Annotated in this window: 10 protein-coding genes and 1 pseudogene; 3 read left to right on the plus strand and 8 right to left on the minus strand. The window is 59.7% G+C overall.

Annotation, left to right across the window (positions count from 1 at the left end):
• Positions 1 to 31 precede the first annotated feature (31 nt).
• From AC1DIS_RS11635 to AC1DIS_RS11650, 4 genes are all read right to left on the minus strand, one after another.
• Positions 32 to 1,750 (minus strand): hydrogenase maturation protein, encoded by a 1,719-nt coding sequence (locus AC1DIS_RS11635; protein ID WP_258613831.1) that lies wholly within the window; start codon positions 1,748 to 1,750, stop codon positions 32 to 34.
• Between the two features lie 198 nt (positions 1,751 to 1,948).
• Entirely contained in the window at positions 1,949 to 3,796 is a 1,848-nt protein-coding gene (locus AC1DIS_RS11640) for an amidohydrolase (RefSeq protein WP_064621239.1), read from the minus strand.
• 305 nt (positions 3,797 to 4,101) lie between these two features.
• The gene (locus tag AC1DIS_RS11645; RefSeq protein WP_007941766.1) at positions 4,102 to 4,416 is read right to left on the minus strand and encodes an SCP2 sterol-binding domain-containing protein; all 315 of its coding nucleotides are present in this window, start codon (positions 4,414 to 4,416) and stop codon (positions 4,102 to 4,104) included.
• A gap of 64 nt (positions 4,417 to 4,480) precedes the next feature.
• Positions 4,481 to 5,191: a histidine phosphatase family protein gene (locus AC1DIS_RS11650; protein WP_018927636.1), complete on the minus strand. Its 711-nt coding sequence runs from the start codon at positions 5,189 to 5,191 to the stop codon at positions 4,481 to 4,483.
• Positions 5,192 to 5,517: 326 nt separating this feature from the next.
• Here AC1DIS_RS11650 and sohB point away from each other — a divergent pair, with 326 nt between their 5' ends.
• On the plus strand, positions 5,518 to 6,540 hold the full coding sequence (gene sohB, locus AC1DIS_RS11655; RefSeq protein ID WP_018927637.1) for a protease SohB: 1,023 nt from the start codon (positions 5,518 to 5,520) through the stop codon (positions 6,538 to 6,540).
• Between the two features lie 189 nt (positions 6,541 to 6,729).
• Positions 6,730 to 10,560 (plus strand): leucine-rich repeat domain-containing protein, encoded by a 3,831-nt coding sequence (locus tag AC1DIS_RS11660; protein WP_477743947.1) that lies wholly within the window; start codon positions 6,730 to 6,732, stop codon positions 10,558 to 10,560.
• Between the two features lie 43 nt (positions 10,561 to 10,603).
• On the opposite strand, the gene AC1DIS_RS11665 is transcribed toward AC1DIS_RS11660, so the two are convergent.
• Together AC1DIS_RS11665 and AC1DIS_RS11670 are read right to left on the minus strand one after the other, a co-directional pair.
• Positions 10,604 to 11,098, minus strand: a complete 495-nt coding sequence (locus tag AC1DIS_RS11665; RefSeq protein ID WP_018927639.1) for a DUF934 domain-containing protein — start codon at positions 11,096 to 11,098, stop codon at positions 10,604 to 10,606.
• On the minus strand, positions 11,082 to 12,740 hold the full coding sequence (locus tag AC1DIS_RS11670; protein WP_258613836.1) for a nitrite/sulfite reductase: 1,659 nt from the start codon (positions 12,738 to 12,740) through the stop codon (positions 11,082 to 11,084). The genes AC1DIS_RS11665 and AC1DIS_RS11670 overlap by 17 nt, the downstream gene beginning before the upstream one ends.
• Before the next feature lie 522 nt (positions 12,741 to 13,262).
• Here AC1DIS_RS11670 and AC1DIS_RS11675 point away from each other — a divergent pair.
• Positions 13,263 to 14,348, plus strand: a complete 1,086-nt coding sequence (locus AC1DIS_RS11675) for an ABC transporter substrate-binding protein (RefSeq protein ID WP_457327492.1) — start codon at positions 13,263 to 13,265, stop codon at positions 14,346 to 14,348.
• Between the two features lie 6 nt (positions 14,349 to 14,354).
• On the opposite strand, the gene AC1DIS_RS11680 is transcribed toward AC1DIS_RS11675, so the two are convergent.
• The gene (locus AC1DIS_RS11680) at positions 14,355 to 14,585 is read right to left on the minus strand and encodes a DUF2970 domain-containing protein (protein ID WP_018927642.1); all 231 of its coding nucleotides are present in this window, start codon (positions 14,583 to 14,585) and stop codon (positions 14,355 to 14,357) included.
• A 135-nt stretch (positions 14,586 to 14,720) separates the two neighbouring features.
• Positions 14,721 to 18,332, minus strand: a pseudogene (metH, locus tag AC1DIS_RS11685) (methionine synthase); the annotation flags it as partial.
• Positions 18,333 to 18,398: the final 66 nt, after the last annotated feature.

An 18,398-nucleotide genomic window follows, 5' to 3' on the forward strand; every position in this document is an offset into this window, starting at 1 on the left:
ACTGTCCGGCCTGATCACCCGTGCCAAACAATCAGTCCGCCAACTCAACCTCCCTCACCACCGCCCAATCGGCCACCAACCGCTGCGGCGTGCCACACGCCTTGCGCTTAAGCACAAAATTTTTGCTCTTCTCGGCGAACTGTTTACGGTTTTGCACCATGTCCTGATGCATTTCTTCCAGCTCGGCATTACGGCAGTGCTGCATCAGTTGAGGATCGAGCTGACTTTTGCGCTCACGTATCGCCTGGTACGCCGGATCACTCAACGCACCATTGGCACGCTGCAATAACCAAAGACCAAACTCATCCGGACAGCGCGGACCGATTTCCTGGACCATGCCTAACTGCAAGGCCTGGAGGGCGCTGATCGGCAGGCAGTCTTCGGTGAGTTTTTCCGCCATCGCCGGGCCGACGGCGCGGGGCAGGCTGTAGGTCCAGTATTCGGAGCCGTACAGGCCCATGGTTTTGTAATGGGGGTTGAGCACGATGTCGGAGCGGGCGAAAACAATATCGGCAGCCAGCGCCAGCATCACGCCACCGGCCCCGGCATTGCCGGTCAGGCCGCTGACCACCAGTTGCCGGGCGCTGAGCAGTTCCTGGCAGACGTCGTCGATCGCCTGAATATTGGCCCAGGCTTCCAGCCCCGGAACTGCTGCGGCCTGGATCACGTTGAGGTGCACGCCGTTGGAGAAACTGCCGCGTCCACCCTTGATCAGCAGCACTTGGGTGTCCCGGGACTTGGCCCAGCGCAGGGCCTCCACCAGTCGTTGGCACTGTTCGGTGCTCATGGCGCCGTTGTAAAACTCGAAGGTCAGCTCGCCGACATGCCCCGACTCGCGATAGCGGATCGGTTGATAGCTTTCGTTGTTAAATGGCTGAGAGGCGATCGACCAATCAAGGGTCGGGACGTGCGCAAGCTGTTCAGCGAGTACATGCCGGGCCGGACGCTTGAAGGTTTCTTCGCCGGGCCGGGGTTTGCGTCGCAGCGAACCGATCCACAGGCTGTGATCACCGGTCGCGACCAGCACCGCATCGTCGTGCACCGCGAGAATCTCTCCCGGCGTGCCGCTGCGCGAATCCAGATGAGCGTCATACAGGTAATACTGACCGCCGGCCAGGCTGGCCAATACGCCGGGCTGACCGTCGGCGGCGTCGATGCTGCGTTTGATGAAGTGTGCGCTGTCGTGCCAGCTGAAGATCCGGTCAGCTTGCTTCATGTTTGGCTGTAAGCGGCCAATCACATGGCGTTGGCTGTAGTCCAAAGGCACTGGCTCGAAACCGTCGATAAACTTTTCCACGACTTCGCGGATACAGGTGATTGCCGCGTCGCTGACGCGCCCGTTGTACAACTCGGATTTGCGCAGACCCTGGGGCAGGTTGAATTCACAAGTGGCCCAGACCGGCCCGGCGTCCATTTCCTCCACTGCTTGCAATGCGGTCACGCCCCAACGGCTGAGTTCACGGGTGATCGCCCAGTCCAGCGCACTGGCGCCACGGTCGCCGACGATACCCGGATGAATGATCACTACAGGACGCTGGAGATTGCTCCACAGTTGTTGTGGCACCCGATCCTTGAGGAACGGGCAGATCACCAGATCGGCGCCGGAATGCTCGATCTGCTCGCACACTGCCTCTTCATCGGTGAACAGCACCACGCTGGGCGAGTGGCCGGCCTGACGCAAGTCCAGCCAGGCCCGCTGGGTCAGGCCGTTGAACGCCGATGCCAGCAGAATGATTTTCAATGACCGCATGATTGACTCTTCCTTGAGAATGATCGGCCGCAGGCTCCCGATGAGCCGTCCTTGGCCTTCGATGGAAGAGCGATAGTAGAGAGTGTGGGGGGGAGGGCAACTGATCGAGATCAAGCTTGTGTCAGCGAGTGTTGCAGAGGCTCAAAATCAAAAGATCGTCCGAACGCGTCCCGCGCCTTCGGACGATCTTTTCTCTTTTCAAAACGCAAAACACGAACAGCCAAACGCCCCCCAGAACCCTTGAAAGTCACTGACCGGTGCCGACGACAATCGCGCTCGTTCATGGCTATGGGCATGCACCGCGCAAGCGCCCACACACTGGTGCACTTGCGCGGTCATTGGCGCCAGGGGTTTCCAGTGCCCCGGCACATTCACCACGGGCGACCACTCAGGCACCACCGGGATTGGCGGTGGCCCCAGTTTTTCAAACTCGACGCTACCGTGGACGATCTTGCCGTCGACAATGGTCAGCACCGACTCGATCCACTTTATGGCTTCGTCTTCGATGTGAAAGTAATCTGCCGACAGCGCAATCAGGTCCGCCAGTTGCCCGACTTTGATCTGACCTTTCTTGCCCTGTTCGGAGGAGAACCAGGCGCTGCCGTGGGTGAACAGTTCCAGTGCGGTATCGCGGCTCAAGCCTTGTGGGTACAGGGCTAATCCGCCGACGGTGCGGCCGCTGACCAGCCAGTACAGCGAGGTCCAGGGGTTGTAGCTGGAGACGCGCGTGGCATCGGTGCCGGCGCCCACTGGAACGCCCTCGGCGAGCATGCGTGCGATCGGTGGCGTAGCTTCGGCCGCTTTGGCGCCGTAACGGTCGACGAAGTATTCGCCCTGGAACGCCATGCGGTCCTGAATCGCGATGCCGCCACCCAGGGCCTTGACCCGTTCGATGTTCCGGGGGGTGATGGTTTCGGCGTGATCGAAGAACCACGGCAAACCGTTGAACGGAATATCCCGGTTGACCTTCTCGAACACGTCGAGCATGCGGCTGATGGATTCGTTGTAGGTGGCGTGCAGGCGGAAGGGCCAGCGCTGTTCCACCAGATGGCGCACCACCGGTTCCAGTTCCTGCTCCATGGTTTGCGGCAGGTCGGGGCGTGGTTCGAGGAAGTCTTCGAAATCCGCTGCCGAGAACACCAGCATCTCGCCGGCGCCGTTGTGCCGCAGGAAGTCATCGCCCTGGCCGTAATGGGAAGTGCTGGTCCAGTTCTTGAAGTCGGTCAGTTCTTCCTTGGGTTTCTGGGTGAACAGGTTGTAGGCAATGCGCACCGTGAGCTGTTGATCTTTGGCCAGTTGCTGGATGACTTGATAGTCGTCCGGGTAATTCTGATAACCGCCGCCGGCATCGATGGCGCTGGTGATGCCCAGTCGATTGAGTTCGCGCATGAACTGGCGGGTCGAGTTGACCTGATACTCCAGCGGCAGCTTCGGCCCTTTGGCCAGGGTTGAGTAGAGGATCATCGCATTCGGGCGGGCGATCAGCATGCCGGTGGGGTCGCCATTGGCATCGCGCTGGATCTCGCCGCCCGGCGGGTTCGGCGTGTCACGGGTGTAGCCGACCACTTTCAGTGCGGCACGGTTGAGCAGGGCGCGGTCGTAGAGGTGCAGGACGAATACCGGAGTGTCCGGCGCGGCTTTGTTCAGATCTTCAAGGGTCGGCATGCGTTTTTCGGCAAACTGGAACTCGTTCCAGCCACCGACCACCCGCACCCATTGCGGGGTAGGGGTGCGGTCGGCCTGATCCTTGAGCATGCGCAACGCATCAGCCAGGGACGGCACGCCTTCCCAGCGCAGTTCGAGGTTGTAATTGAGGCCGCCACGAATCAGGTGCAAGTGGGAGTCGTTGAGGCCGGGAATCACCGTGCGCCCATGCAGGTCAACGATTTGCGTGCCGGGGCCTTGCAGTGCCATGGCCTGGGCATCGCTGCCGACCACCACAAAATGCCCGTCCTTGATCGCGACGGCGCTGGCCTGGGGTTTCTTGCGGTCGACGGTGTGCAGGCGTCCGTTGTACAGAATCAGGTCGGCGGGGGTGTCGGGCATGGTTTTACTCCCTGCGGTTAGCGGACTGATCCAGGCACCGATGGCGCCTGCCGAAAGACCTTGCAGTACACGGCGGCGACTGAAGTCATTGTGCTCGTCAGGTGGGCTCATGGCAGTGCTCTCCACACAGTTCTTCATAAAAGAAGCGAGGGCAAACAGCCGATGTCTGACGCATGCGGCCAGAAGGAATATAGACGGCATATCCACAGATAGCCGTTTTCCGAGGGTGAAAAACGACGAATCCCGCCACGAGGGGCGGGATTCGCATGCAGCCAGAGAGGCTCCCGAGAGCGGGAGCCGTCGTCTTAGCCTGGGAACAGCTCGGACAGTTTCATGGCCAGCATCATGTCGCCTTCAGCGCGCAGCTTGCCGCCCATGAACGCTTGCATGCCGTCGGTCGAACCGTCGACGATGCCTTCCAGGGTTTCGCCGTCCATCACCAGAGTCACCTGGGCGTCCGGGTTTTCGCCTTCTTGCAGCTCGCAGGTGCCGTCTTTGACGATCAACGAGAAGTTCTTGGTGTCGTCGATGCGGAAACCGAATACCAGGTCCAGACCGGCAGCAGCGGCTGGGTTGAACTTGGCTTTCATTGCTTGTACGGCATCAGCTACGGAGGTCATGGTTCGATCCTTTCTTGGGTAATAAGAGCTGGGTGAATACAGCCAGGGTCACAATAGTCCGGAATCAGCGAAACGTGATGAGTTCCGGGGCCTTCAGCAGTTGCAGGTGTGTATGACTGTTGAAGGAAGCCAGGGCCACCTCGCGACCACGAAACTTGAGCAGGTTGAGCGAGGTGTTGACGATTTGCCAGTTCAGCTCAAAGGCCTGCCGGGCAGGCATTTGCGTAATAAGGTGGAGCAGGGCAGTGATGGTGCCGCCGGAGGTGAACACGGCGATTTTCTGGGTGTTGTCGGCATGTTCGAGCAGCCGCTGCAGGCCAGCCTGCACACGATCGACGAAGCCCAGCCAGCTTTCCAGGCCCGGTGTGTCATAGGTACCGGCGAGCCAGCGCTCGATAATCAGGGCGAAGATACGCTGGAACTCGGCACGGTTTTGCGCGGCGTTGCGCAGGATCTCCAGCGCCTCGGGTTCGTCTTCCAGCATGGCGGGCAGCAGGGCGCGGATCACCGCGTCGGCGTCGAACTCGTTGAAGGCCGAATCGATTTCCAGGGGCGGCACCGGCAAACCGACGGTGGCGTACTGTTCCAGCGCGCTGGTGGCCGTGTGTTGCTGACGGCGCAGGTCGCCCGACAGGCAGCGATCGAAGCTCACACCAAGCTCGGCCAGGTGCCGGCCAAGGACTTCTGCCTGGCGAATACCGGTCGGCGACAGAACGTCATAGTCGTCTGCACCAAAGGAGGCCTGGCCATGTCGAATCAAATAGATGCTGCCCACGTCCGCGTCATCCCGGTACGTTGAAGGTTTGGCGAGGTTATGAGGATGACGGTGAGCTGTCAATGAAAAAACATACGCTTGTTTGAAATGCCCGTTACAGGCCTGTTGCTAGTGTCCTGTCTTACAAATACGTTTCTCTTTTGACGAGTGTTGTCGTCAGGCGAGGAGCGGCAATGCAGCATGACGGCAACGGACGCCGTAAAAAGGGAACAGTATTTGTGAGACAGGACACTCGAGGTTTCACGACTGGTCGCCGGGCCGGCTCATGGGTATGCTGAAGGTATCCCGCGCGTGTTCATGCCGCGCATCGTGTTGAAGGAGTCTCTGTGGAGTTTTTGTCCGAGTACGCCAGTTTCCTGGCTAAAACCGTGACACTGGTGATCGCCATTCTGGTGGTCCTGGCCAGTTTTGCGGCGTTGCGCAGCAAAGGTCGGCGCAAGTCGACCGGCCAACTGCAAGTCAGCAAACTCAATGATTTCTACAAAGGGCTGCGCGAACGCCTGGAGCAGACCTTGCTCGACAAGGACCAGCTCAAGGCTTTGCGCAAATCCCAGGCTAAAACCGAGAAAAAGCAAAAGAAGAAGCCCGAGGCCAAGCCGCGGGTGTTCGTGCTGGATTTCGACGGTGACATCAAGGCGTCGGCCACTGAAAGCCTGCGCCACGAAATCACCGCGCTGCTGACCCTCGCCACGCCAAAGGATGAAGTGGTGCTGCGCCTGGAAAGCGGCGGCGGCATGGTTCACAGCTATGGCCTGGCATCTTCGCAACTGGCGCGCATTCGCGAGGCCGGCGTGCCGTTGACCGTGTGCATCGACAAGGTCGCGGCCAGCGGCGGCTACATGATGGCGTGCATCGGCGAGAAAATTATCAGCGCACCGTTCGCGATTCTCGGCTCGATCGGCGTGGTGGCGCAGTTGCCCAACGTCAATCGCCTGCTGAAAAAGCATGACATCGACTTCGAAGTGCTCACGGCCGGTGAGTACAAGCGCACCCTGACAGTGTTTGGCGAAAACACCGAGAAGGGCCGGGAGAAATTCCAGGAAGAGCTGGACATCACCCATCAGCTGTTCAAGAACTTCGTTTCCCGCTATCGCCCGCAACTTGCTATCGACGAAGTGGCCACCGGTGAAATCTGGCTCGGTGTTTCGGCACTCGACAAGCAACTGGTGGACGAGCTCAAGACCAGCGACGAATACCTCGCTGAGCGCGCTAAACAGTCCGAGCTCTATCATTTGCATTACGCCGAACGTAAAACCCTGCAGGAGCGCATCGGCATGGCGGCCAGCGGTTCGATCGATCGCGTATTGCTGAGCTGGTGGAGCCGGTTGACCCAGCAACGCTTCTGGTAACCGTACCAGGCATCACCGTCAGTAAAAAAACCGTGGATTGCCCACGGTTTTTTTTTGACCTTCAGAAGGTGTCCACTCACCCTCAAGAAATAACGAATTTTCCTAATGCCATTGTCGATCGGTCGCGCTTTCGTGTGGAGTCAGGTGGGGTAGGGTGACTGGCCTGAATTGACTGCAATGGATTGCACCATGAATGAGCTCCTTCACCACGTTGCCGCACCTCATCCAGCCCCATCGTTGCGAATGCGCGACGAACTGAAAGCTGCACTGGACATCGCTCTCCCCCAAACCCCCGGCCAGTTGGGCGCACACCTGATCAAGGAAAAATGGGGGCAGGACATCGACCCGCAGACGACCTTGATGGTCACCCTCGATTACCACTACAAGGGCCACCCTGAAGAGAACGGTTTCCAGCAGGGCCAGGTGGCGAACTCGCGGTCGCTGTTGCAAGCGCTGCTTTCAAATTACCAGACGGTTGGGGACGGCCGTTTTGCTGAAACCGCCTTTGGTCTGTACACACCGCCGGACGTCGGCCCGAGGGTGCGGATTGTCGAGCATGTCGATGAGTTCGCTGATTACGGCAGCGGCAATCACGACACCTATGAAGGCATCTATCGGCAAACGACGCCGCAGACTTACGGTCCCGCCTCACAACTGAAGCTGAGGCCGGCCGATTTCAAGAAATGGGTCTGGGAGCTGGACTTCAAGCACGTGTACGAGACCTATCTTGAAAAGGTCTGGCCCGCTGACGAGGTGCTCGCTGCGTCCGGCCCGTACGCCTTGAGGACATCGGTCAAGGCAGCGTTTGTGATGACGGCCTGGTTGCAGTTCAAGGAGCGCTGCCTGTCGAAAAAAGGACTTGAGCTCGCGATGGAGGCGGCTGGCTTGCCGCCCGGTCAGGCATGGGAAACGCTGACCATCGAACAACTGCAAGCGGCGACGCGCACCCCTTTGTCCGTCAGGGCCGGCCGTTTGAAGCTATACCGTTACACCGCAACAGATATCTGGGCGTTCCGTGACACTGCCAGTCCCCGAGTGCTGTTGTACATCCCTGGCAACTCTTCCCCGCTGCACGAATTCACCGATGCCACTCAACTGCACCAATGGGTCGTCGCGCAGGGCAAGCTCAGCGAGACAAAACAGGCATTGGCCGCCCATTTTGCCGAAGATGATCGAGAGGACGGTACGTTTCATGCGGGGGTGCTGACGGCATTGGACGGCATGGCGCAGTACCCCGCGATGCATCGGCTGACCAACAATGCCGGTTTTTTCAATAACGACGGCTATTGGGACCCCGCCGATTACATTGGCTACGACAATCCGCCATCGGCGACCGATCCGTTTGCACAACTGGTGCTGACGATGAAGCAGGCCGCCCACGCCAGTATCGAAAGCATTCGTACCGATGCACAGGTCAATCGTGACAATTTAAGTGCGGTGGTCGAACCGGTGGTGCAATGGATCAACCGGTTCGGGCCATTGGCGTTGTTCGTCCCGGGAGGCGAAGGCATATTGGCGCTGGCCGGGCTTATTGACGCCGGTTACGGTCTTGATCAGGCAGTAAACGGTGAAACACCACGTGAACGGTCGGAGGGCGTGTCGCGCACCGTGTTCGGTTTGCTTAATGCGCTGCCGATCGGCGCACAGGCGGCGCTGAAGGATGAAGCGGCCGTCGAGTCAGTACGTCCGTCTTCGCAAATCGCCGTTGCCCCGACGCCCGAGCCACCGGTTTCCGTGCTGTCCTCCCGCGTGGAGCTGATCCGCGGAATCGGCCCGACTGTGGCGTCTTTCAGCGATGAAGTCCTGGCACAGATCGGCAAGGTCAGTGTGATTGACGATGACATGCTGCGACTGATGCAAACGGGGCGTCCACCAACGCCTTTACTGACGGATACGATCAGTCGCTTCAAGATCGATCAGGATCTGGGGGCAGCCGGCACGCCTGAGCAATTCAACAGGCGTTACGCCGCACTTCAACAGTCGGAACATGAGTGGGTGCGGCTGTTTCAGCAGCAATACCCGATGCTGCCCAAAGGTGCCATCGAACAAATGCTCGACCGCTATGGCGTGGATATCCAGCAAGCCCCCGATGTGACCGAGGTCAGGCAAGTGTTCACGCGTCTGGACAGCAAGGCGCGGCAGTACCAGCAGCATGTGCGGCTCAATCGCGCTTATGAAGGACTTTATCTGCGTTCGGTGGCGAGCCCGGACTCGGACATCCTGGCCTTGCACTCGCTGCAAAACCTGCCGGGCTGGCCGCGGAACCTGCGGATCGATGTCCTTGATCAATCCGTCGCGGGGCGAGTGCTGGACCGCATCGGCGCGCAGGATGCCACGGAGGTCCGGCGCTTGGTCAGAGTCGGACAGCACTATCTGCATCAGGCCTCGCCAACAGACTTTTATACGGCGCTTCTCGGTGTGTTGACGGACGACGACCGTTCAGCGCTGCTCCTGACGTCGCCTGGTTCAGTCGACGAACTACGACTCGCCATCAGCGACCAGGCGTTGCCCCGATCACAGGTGATACTCGGGCTGCGAAGAATGGACGGTGGGTTGCCGTTCGATGCCCACGGGCTCAGCGGCGGCGGTTTTCCGGGAACGCCCCAGGCCGAGGCGCTGACGCACCAGATGATGAGGCTGCAACTCAAAGAGGTCTATCCAGACTTCACCGATGCCCAGGCAGATGCGGTTCTTCAACGCGAAGGTGTAAACGCGCAGGCGCACATTGAGTGGTTGAAGCAACAGCTGCAGCAACTCGACATCGACCTGACCGCCTGGGTAGATCAGGTGGCGGATGACATTCATGACATGGCTATCGATTTCCTGGCCCCGAATGATCCCGAAGCAGCGGGATTGAGCGCTGCACAAATCGAGGCCTATAACGTTCAGTTGGTGCAGACCGAAATGCAACAGGAGCGAGCGATTCGAAATGAGTTGGCCGAGGAGCTGGTCTCCATCTGGCAACGACGCAGGGCGCCGCAGGATCCGTTACTGCCTGCTGATCAGATACGCGGCGTCAGGCTGGATCTCGACTTCGAGAATTATCACCGGTTACCCACGTTGAATGTCCGGTTCAATAATATTCTCGAGTTATCGATGCGCGGCTTTCACCTGACTGAAGAAGAAAGTCTGAACGGATTTCTCGAGTGTTTTCCAAATCTTGAAGTGCTGAACCTGGAAAATGTCGACCTGAGTCACTTCAACCATGGCGGCCTTGCGGAGTGTGCACTGCCTCCTTCGATCAACCAGATGGCGCGTCTCTCTTCGCTGAATCTGAGGTCGACGAATCTGACGTTCAATGAGCGCGCCGCCTCTCAATTGACCGGGTTGACACACTTGCAGACGCTGGACCTGAGCAACAACCCGCTGGGCGTCCCGCCTTTGGTGCTCGGAATGAACGACTTGCGCTGGCTGAACCTGAGCAACACCGGGATCACTGGTTGCCCAGTCGGAATCATGGAGCAGCCCTATCTGACGTCATTGGACCTGCGTAATAACCAGATAACCCGAGTGCCGCCAGCAGTACTGAACCAGGCTATCTCGAGGGACCGTGTGCTGCTGCAGGGCAATCCATTGACGGATGAGGACACCTTGTTGCGCATTGTCGATCATCGGCGGCGAACGGGTATCAACCTGTGGTTAAGTGATCCCGGGGTTAATTACGGGAATGTCATCGAGTGGTTGCGCGAAGGCGATGGGGAGTTGCAAGCGACGCGACGATTGATCTGGCAGAGGCTGGCAGCCAGGCCCCTTGGCGCCCGGTTCTTGAGGGTAATGGATGGACTGAGCCTGACGGCGGACTTCCGGGTCGATTATCTGCCGCTTCAGGCGAGGGTGTGGCGACTGCTCGGTGAAGCCGATGCTTCGCAAGCGCTTTGGGAAAGACTGGTCCAGGATATTGAATCGGCCGAGGTCGATCCTGAAAACCCGTTTGCGCTGTTCACGGCACTTGAGGATCGTGCCCGGTTTTATCGGAACTGGGAGGCCATGGGGCGACCGTTTCCGATAGGCACGCAGTAAGGGAAAAACCTTGAACCCCGCAAGGGGGTTCAAGGTGTGACGATCAACGGCGACGGAACAGCGGCAGCGGTTCGTCGGTGGCGGCCTGATAGGTCACCGAGAAGTCCTTGAGGCCTTCAAGGGCTTCGTAGGGGTCTTTATCGGCGCGAATGGCAAACGCATCGAAACCGCAGCGGTGCATGTAGAACAACTGGTCGCGCAGCACATCGCCGATTGCCCGCAGTTCGCCTTTGAAACCATAGCGGTCACGCAGCAGACGGGCGTTGGAGTAATTGCGACCATCGGTGAAGGCCGGGAAGTTCAGGGCGATGACCTGGAAGTTCGCCACGTCATCACCGATTTCTTCAGCTTCTTCATCGGCATCCAGCCATACACCCAGGCCGCCATCGCGGGCCATGAGCATGCGGCTGTGTTCGCGCCACATGTGCAACGGGACGATCAGGTCGTCGCAGTTGCTGATCTCGTCGATGTTGAAATCTTTCGGCAGCAAGTGCCAGGTTTCGTCGACGACTTCGTTGTTCTTAATTATTCGCTGCATAGACGCGCTCCTTGAAGAGGTCGATGCCGATACGCTGATAAGTGTCGATGAAGCGCTCGTCTTCGGTACGTTGTTCGATGTACACGTCGATCAGCTTCTCGATCACATCAGGCATGGCTTCCTGGGCGAAGGAAGGGCCGAGGATCTTGCCCAGGCTCGCATCGCGGCTGGCGCTGCCACCCAGGGACACCTGATAGAACTCTTCGCCTTTCTTGTCCACTCCGAGAATACCGATGTGGCCGACGTGGTGGTGACCACAGGCGTTCATGCAGCCGGAGATGTTCAGGTCCAGCTCGCCAATGTCGAACAGGTAGTCCAGGTCGTCGAAACGGCGCTGGATCGATTCGGCGATCGGGATCGACTTGGCGTTGGCCAGGGAACAGAAGTCGCCGCCAGGGCAGCAGATGATGTCAGTCAGCAAGCCGATGTTCGGCGTGGCGAAACCTTGCTCGCGCAACTCGCCCCACATGGCGAACAACTGGCTCTGCTCGACATCGGCCAGAATGATGTTCTGCTCGTGGGAGGTGCGCAGCTGACCAAAGCTGTAACGGTCGGCGAGGTCGGCAACGGCATCGAGCTGCTTGTCGGTGATGTCGCCCGGTGCAACGCCGGTCGGTTTCAGGGACAGCGTCACGGCGACGTAACCCGGCTTTTTGTGGGCCAGGGTGTTGCGGGCACGCCAGCGGGCGAAGCCCGGGTGTTGTTTGTCGAGGTCGGCCAGTTCGGCCGTCTGATTGTCCAGGGACTTGTAGTCCGGATCGACAAAGTGCTTGGCCACGCGATGCACTTCGGCCTCGGTCAGCGTGGTCTGGCCACCGCGAAGGTGTTCCATTTCCGCATCGACTTTCTGCGCGAACACTTCAGGCGTCAGGGCCTTGACCAGAATCTTGATCCGCGCCTTGTACTTGTTGTCGCGACGGCCGTAGCGGTTGTAGACCCGCAGAATGGCGTCGAGGTAGCTCAACAGGTCCTGCCACGGCAGGAATTCGTTGATGAACGCGCCCACCACCGGAGTACGGCCCAGGCCGCCACCGACCAGCACACGGAAGCCCAGTTCGCCCGCGGCGTTGTGCACCGGCTCGAGGCCGATGTCATGGACTTCGATGGCCGCACGGTCGGACGTCGAACCGTTGATGGCAATTTTGAATTTACGCGGCAGGTAAGCGAATTCCGGGTGGAACGTGGTCCACTGACGGACGATTTCGCACCATGGCCGCGGGTCGATCAACTCGTCGGCGGCGACACCGGCGAACTGGTCGGTGGTGACGTTGCGCAGGCAGTTGCCGCTGGTCTGGATCGCGTGCATCTGCACGGTCGCCAGCTCAGCCAGGATGTCCGGGATGTCTTCCACGGCCGGCCAGTTGAACTGCACGTTCTGCCGGGTACTGATGTGGGCGTAGCCCTTGTCATAGTCGCGGGCAATCTTGGCCATCATTCGCGTCTGGCGCGAAGTGAGTTGGCCGTAAGGCACCGCCACCCGCAGCATCGGGGCAAAGCGCTGGATATAAAGGCCATTTTGCAGGCGCAGGGGGCGGAATTCTTCTTCGCTCAGCTCGCCTGCCAGATAGCGTCGGGTCTGATCACGGAACTGCTTGACGCGGTCCTCGATGATCCGCTGATCGTACTCGTCGTATACGTACATATAAGTCCTGTTCTCAGGCTTGGGCCGGTCGGATACAGCTGCGTTTTCGCAAGCTTTCATCCGATTCTGCCTCGGCAATTCTGCGCGCACGGCCGCGCACTCCCAACGGAGCCGACGCAAGATACCAGTTTGCAGTTATGCGCAAAAGTGATGTTTGAGTATATGCAAAGAACCAAAACGACTAATGAAAGTCGTTGTGATAAAACCCTCATTTGTCGTGCGGGCAATCATCGTCTTAACTGTGCTCGAGTCTTTATGCAATCACCGATAAAACCGACAAGAGGCGATGCAATGAGCAACCCAACCAAAGCAAGGAAAAGCGATAGCACGGTCGATGCCTGGGCGATTCTGTTCCTGATCATCCTGGTCGTGGGTACGGCGGTATTCTGGGTCAGCCATCAATAAACGACCCCGTCCGGGCCCGGCGCCGACGATTGTCGGACAAAAAGCCGGAATATGCGCCGTTTCCAGGGACTTCGCTGGCTATAATGCGCGGCGGATTTTCGGGGGCTCGGACGATCAATGTTGAAGTTCTTCTATGGTGTAGTGCTGGCGCTTGGCGTGGTCCTGGGGCCGTGTGCCCAGGCGGCGTCCGTATTGTTCCTCAATCCCGGGACCAGCCAAGAGACGTTCTGGGTCAGTTACTCGCAGTTCATGCAGACCGCGGCCAAGAACCTGGGCATGGATTTGCAAATCCAGTATGCCGAGCGAAACGCCGAGACCACACTCAAACAGGCCCGCGAAGCGCTGCAAGGGCCGAGTCGGCCGGACTATCTGGTGTTCTCCAACGAACTGTATGTCGCCCCCGAAATCCTGCGCCTGGCTCAAGGCAGCGGTGTGAAGCTGTTTTTGGTCAACAACGGCCTGACCGCCGACCAGATGCGTCTGCTCGGCGCCCAGCCGGACAAGTATCCCGACTGGCTGGGTAGCCTGGTGCCCAACAATGAGGAGGGCGGCTACCTGATGCTCAAGGAACTGATTCGCCTGCATGGCCCGGTAGCACCCGGTGAGGTCATTGAACTGGTGGCCTTTTCCGGCCTGAAAATCACGCCGGCCGCGCAAGAGCGTGAGCAGGGCATGATGCGGGCATTGGCCGAACACCCCGAAGTGCGGTTGCGCCAGTTGGTGTACGGCGGCTGGACCCGCGAGCGCGCCTATGAACAGGCCAGGTTATTGTTCAAGCGTTACCCGCAAACATCGCTGGTCTGGTCGGCCAACGATGAAATGGCGTTCGGTGCCATGCAGGCATACGCCGAAACGGGAGGCCAGCCGGGCAAGGGTGTGCTGTTCAGTGCCATCAACAATTCACCGGCCGCGTTGCAGGCGCTGTTGGAAGGGCGGCTAAGCGTGTTGTTGGGCGGGCACTTCACTCTGGGCGGCTGGGCTCTTGTGCAGTTGCATGACTACGATCAGGGGGTGGATGTCAGCCAGTACGGCGGGCGCGACCGACAGATCCCCTTATTGCAGTTGATCGACCACGCGCAAGCCCGGCGACTGCTGGGCTTGAGCGCCACTCAGGATTACGACGTGGATTTTCAAAAGCTCTCGGCCAAGGGGCGGCCGACGTCGTACCGCTACCCGTTCAGCCTGCAAACCCTGATGCATTGAGCCGGCTCAGATTCCGGCCAGGTGCAACACCAGTTTGACGATGCCGAACAGCGTCAGGGCGAACACCACCGTGAACAGAATCCCCAGAATCACAAAATGACTGGGCTTGCCATGGGTGAAGTCCCGGGCCCGGTTTTTCCCGCTCTGCACCCCGAACGCCGCCGCCATGACGCTGTGCAGCATCTGCCAGAAGGTCGGCGGCTTGTTGTGATTATTGTTGTCGACTGGATCGTCCATAAATCCCCCGTCACGAATGTGTATGAGGCAAGCATAGACAACAGACTCGAACTCTGTGGGAGCCGTTGTGGCGAGGGAGCTTGCTCCCGTTGGGTCGCGAAGCGGCCCCAAAAAATGGGACTGCTACGCAGTCCAACGGGCCACGGCGAAATACTGCGCCTGTGGGTGAGCGAAGTACCAGCCGCTGACCGCCGCCGCCGGGAACATCGCGTAGTGCTCGGTGAGGAATACGCCGCTGCGGCCGGCCTTGAGCTCTTCCGCTTCCGGGTCCAGCAGCTTGAACAGCGTGGCTTTCTCGGTGTGATCCGGGCACGCCGGGTAGCCCGGAGCAGGGCGGATGCCGGTGTATTGCTCTTTGATCAGCGCCTCGTTGTCCAGCGTCTCGTCCTTGGCGTAGCCCCAGTAGTCTTTACGCACTTGCTGGTGCAGCCACTCGGCGCACGCCTCGGCCAGACGGTCGGCCAACGCCTTGACCATGATCGAGTTGTAGTCGTCGCCCGCTTCCTGATAGGCCTTGGCCACTTCTTCGGCGCCAATCCCGGCGGTGGTGATGAAACCACCCACGTAGTCGGTCACGCCGCTGTCCTTCGGCGCGACGAAGTCGGCCAGGGAGAAGTTCGGCTTACCGTCGGTCTTGATGATCTGCTGGCGCAAGTGATGCAGCTTGGCCAATGGCTTGCCGTCGTCGCCATAGACTTCGATGTCATCGTCGCGCACCTGGTTGGCCGGCCAGAAACCGAACACCGCACGGGCGCTGATCAGCTTCTCGTCGATCAACTTGGCAAGCATTTCCTGGGCATCGGCGTACAGCGCGGTGGCGGCTTCACCGACCACTTCATCCTGCAGGATGCGCGGGAACTTGCCGGCCAGGTCCCAGGAGATGAAGAACGGTGTCCAGTCGATGTATTCGGCCAAAACCTTCAGGTCGATGTTGTCCAGTACCTTGGCGCCGGTGAACGTCGGTTTGACCGGCTCATAATTGGCCCAGTCGAACTGCGGTTTCTTGGCGATGGCTGCCGGGTAGCTCAGGCGCTCGGTGCGGGCGCTGCGGTTGGCGGTGCGCTCGCGAACGTCGATGTATTCCAGGCGGGTCTTCTCGACGAAACCGGCTTTCAGTTCCTTGGACAGCAACTGCGTCGCCACGCCCACGGCGCGGGAGGCGTCGGTGACGTAGATCACCGCGTCGTTGCTGTACTTGGGCTCGATCTTCACCGCCGTGTGCGCCTTGGAGGTGGTCGCGCCACCGATCATCAGCGGCAGATAGAAGTCCTGACGCTGCATTTCGCGGGCCACGTGAACCATTTCGTCCAGCGAAGGCGTGATCAGGCCGGACAGACCGATGATGTCGCATTTCTCGTCTTTGGCGACCTGCAGGATCTTCTCCGCCGGCACCATCACGCCGAGGTCAACGATGTCGTAGCCGTTACAGCCCAGCACCACGCCGACAATGTTCTTGCCGATGTCGTGCACGTCGCCCTTGACCGTGGCCATGAGGATCTTGCCCTTGGCTTCCGGCTTGTCGCCTTTTTCCAGTTCGATGAACGGGATCAGGTGGGCCACGGCCTGCTTCATCACGCGGGCGGACTTCACCACTTGCGGCAGGAACATTTTGCCGGCGCCGAACAGGTCGCCGACGATGTTCATGCCGGCCATCAACGGGCCTTCGATGACTTCGATCGGGCGCGCGAACGACAACCGCGATTCTTCAGTATCTTCAACAATGTGCGTGGTGATGCCCTTGACCAGCGCATGCTCCAGACGCTTGTTGACGTCCCAGTTGCGCCACTCTTCGGTCTCGGCTTCCTTGACGCTGCCGTCGCCCTTGTACTTGTCGGCGATGGCGAGGAGGGCGTCGGTGCCTTCCGGAGTACGGTTGAGGATCACGTCTTCAACGGCGTCGCGCAGCTCCACCGGGATCTGGTCGTAGATCTCCAGTTGGCCGGCGTTGACGATGCCCATGGTCAGGCCGTTGCGGATTGCATACAGCAGGAACACCGAGTGAATCGCCTCGCGCACCGGGTTGTTGCCACGGAACGAGAACGACACGTTGGACACGCCGCCGGAGCTCAGGGCGTACGGCAGTTCGTCGCGGATGTAGGCACAGGCGTTGATGAAGTCCACAGCGTAGTTGTTGTGTTCTTCGATACCGGTGGCCACGGCGAAGATGTTCGGGTCGAAGATGATGTCTTCCGGCGGGAAGCCGACTTCGTTGACCAGAATGTCGTAGGAACGTTTGCAGATTTCTTTCTTGCGCGCTTCGGTGTCGGCCTGGCCGGCTTCATCGAAGGCCATCACCACCACCGCGGCGCCGTAGCGTTTGCACAGTTTGGCGTGATGAATGAACTGCTCGACACCTTCCTTCATGCTGATGGAGTTGACGATGCCCTTGCCCTGGATGCACTTGAGGCCGGCTTCGATCACTTCCCACTTGGAGGAGTCGATCATGATCGGGACGCGGGAGATGTCCGGTTCGCCGGCAATCAGATTGAGGAAGGTCACCATGGCCTTCTTCGAATCGAGCATCCCTTCGTCCATGTTGATGTCGATCACCTGGGCGCCGGCTTCGACCTGCTGCAGGGCGACTTCCAGGGCCTCGGTGTAGTTGTCTTCACGGATCAGGCGGGCGAACTTGGCGGAACCGGTGATGTTGGTCCGCTCGCCGACGTTGACGAACAGTGAACTGCGATCGATGGTGAACGGTTCCAGGCCCGACAGGCGGCAGGCCTTGGGGATGTCCGGAATTTCACGCGGGGCGTAACCGGCGACCGCTTTGGCGATGGCTTCGATGTGGCCCGGTGTGGTGCCGCAGCAACCGCCGACGATGTTGAGGAAGCCACTTTGGGCGAACTCTTCAATGACCTTGGCGGTTTGCGCCGGCAGTTCGTCGTACTCGCCGAATTCGTTCGGCAGGCCGGCGTTCGGGTGCGCCGACACGTGGGTGCTGGCCTTGTTCGACAGCTCTTCCAGGTATGGGCGCAATTCACGGGCGCCGAGGGCGCAGTTCAGGCCGACGGAAATCGGCTTGGCGTGGGCCACGGAGTTCCAGAACGCTTCGGTGGTCTGGCCGGAGAGGGTGCGGCCAGAGGCATCGGTGATGGTGCCGGAAATCATGATCGGCAGCTCGACGCCCAGCTCTTCGTAAACCCCTTGCACGGCGAAGATCGCCGCTTTGGCGTTGAGGGTGTCGAAAATGGTTTCGATCAGGATCAGGTCGGCGCCGCCTTCGATCAGGCCTTTGGTGGCCTCGGTGTAGTTCTCCACCAGTTCATCGAAGGTCACGTTGCGGTAGCCGGGGTTGTTCACGTCGGGCGACAGCGAGCAGGTACGACTTGTAGGGCCGAGCACCCCGGCGACGAAACGCGGCTTGTCCGGGGTTTCCAGGGTCTTGGCGTCCGCCACCTTGCGCGCCAGGCGTGCGCCTTCTACGTTGAGTTCGTACGCCAGGCCTTGCATGCCGTAGTCGGCCTGGGACACCTGGGTGGCGTTGAAGGTGTTGGTTTCCAGAATGTCGGCGCCGGCATCCAGGTAGGCTTTTTCAATAGAGCCGATCACATCCGGGCGGGTCAGCACCAACAGGTCGTTGTTACCTTTGACATCGCTCGGCCAGTCGGCGAAGCGTTTGCCACGGTAATCCTGTTCCTCGAGCTTGTAGCTCTGGATCATTGTCCCCATGCCGCCGTCGAGAATCAGGATGCGCTCTTTGAGGGCGTGCTTGAGAGCTTGAAGGCGAACGCTGCGATCGGACATTTGGACTACTCGGTAAGGCCATGACGAAGGGCCGGGATAATAACAAACCTGTGTGCTTTTGGAGCA

It is taken from the genome of Pseudomonas sp. 05N433, from assembly GCF_056396925.1.

Bases quoted from the DNA above. Each gene is read 5' to 3' on its own strand.
- AC1DIS_RS11635 (WP_258613831.1), bottom strand. From the start codon at position 1,750: ATGCGGTCATTGAAAATCATTCTGCTGGCATCGGCGTTCAACGGCCTG.
- AC1DIS_RS11640 (WP_064621239.1), bottom strand. From the start codon at position 3,796: ATGCCCGACACCCCCGCCGACCTGATTCTGTACAACGGACGCCTGCAC.
- AC1DIS_RS11645 (WP_007941766.1), bottom strand. From the start codon at position 4,416: ATGACCTCCGTAGCTGATGCCGTACAAGCAATGAAAGCCAAGTTCAAC.
- AC1DIS_RS11660 (WP_477743947.1), top strand. From the start codon at position 6,730: ATGAATGAGCTCCTTCACCACGTTGCCGCACCTCATCCAGCCCCATCG.
- AC1DIS_RS11665 (WP_018927639.1), bottom strand. From the start codon at position 11,098: ATGCAGCGAATAATTAAGAACAACGAAGTCGTCGACGAAACCTGGCAC.
- AC1DIS_RS11670 (WP_258613836.1), bottom strand. From the start codon at position 12,740: ATGTACGTATACGACGAGTACGATCAGCGGATCATCGAGGACCGCGTC.
- AC1DIS_RS11675 (WP_457327492.1), top strand. From the start codon at position 13,263: ATGTTGAAGTTCTTCTATGGTGTAGTGCTGGCGCTTGGCGTGGTCCTG.
- AC1DIS_RS11680 (WP_018927642.1), bottom strand. From the start codon at position 14,585: ATGGACGATCCAGTCGACAACAATAATCACAACAAGCCGCCGACCTTC.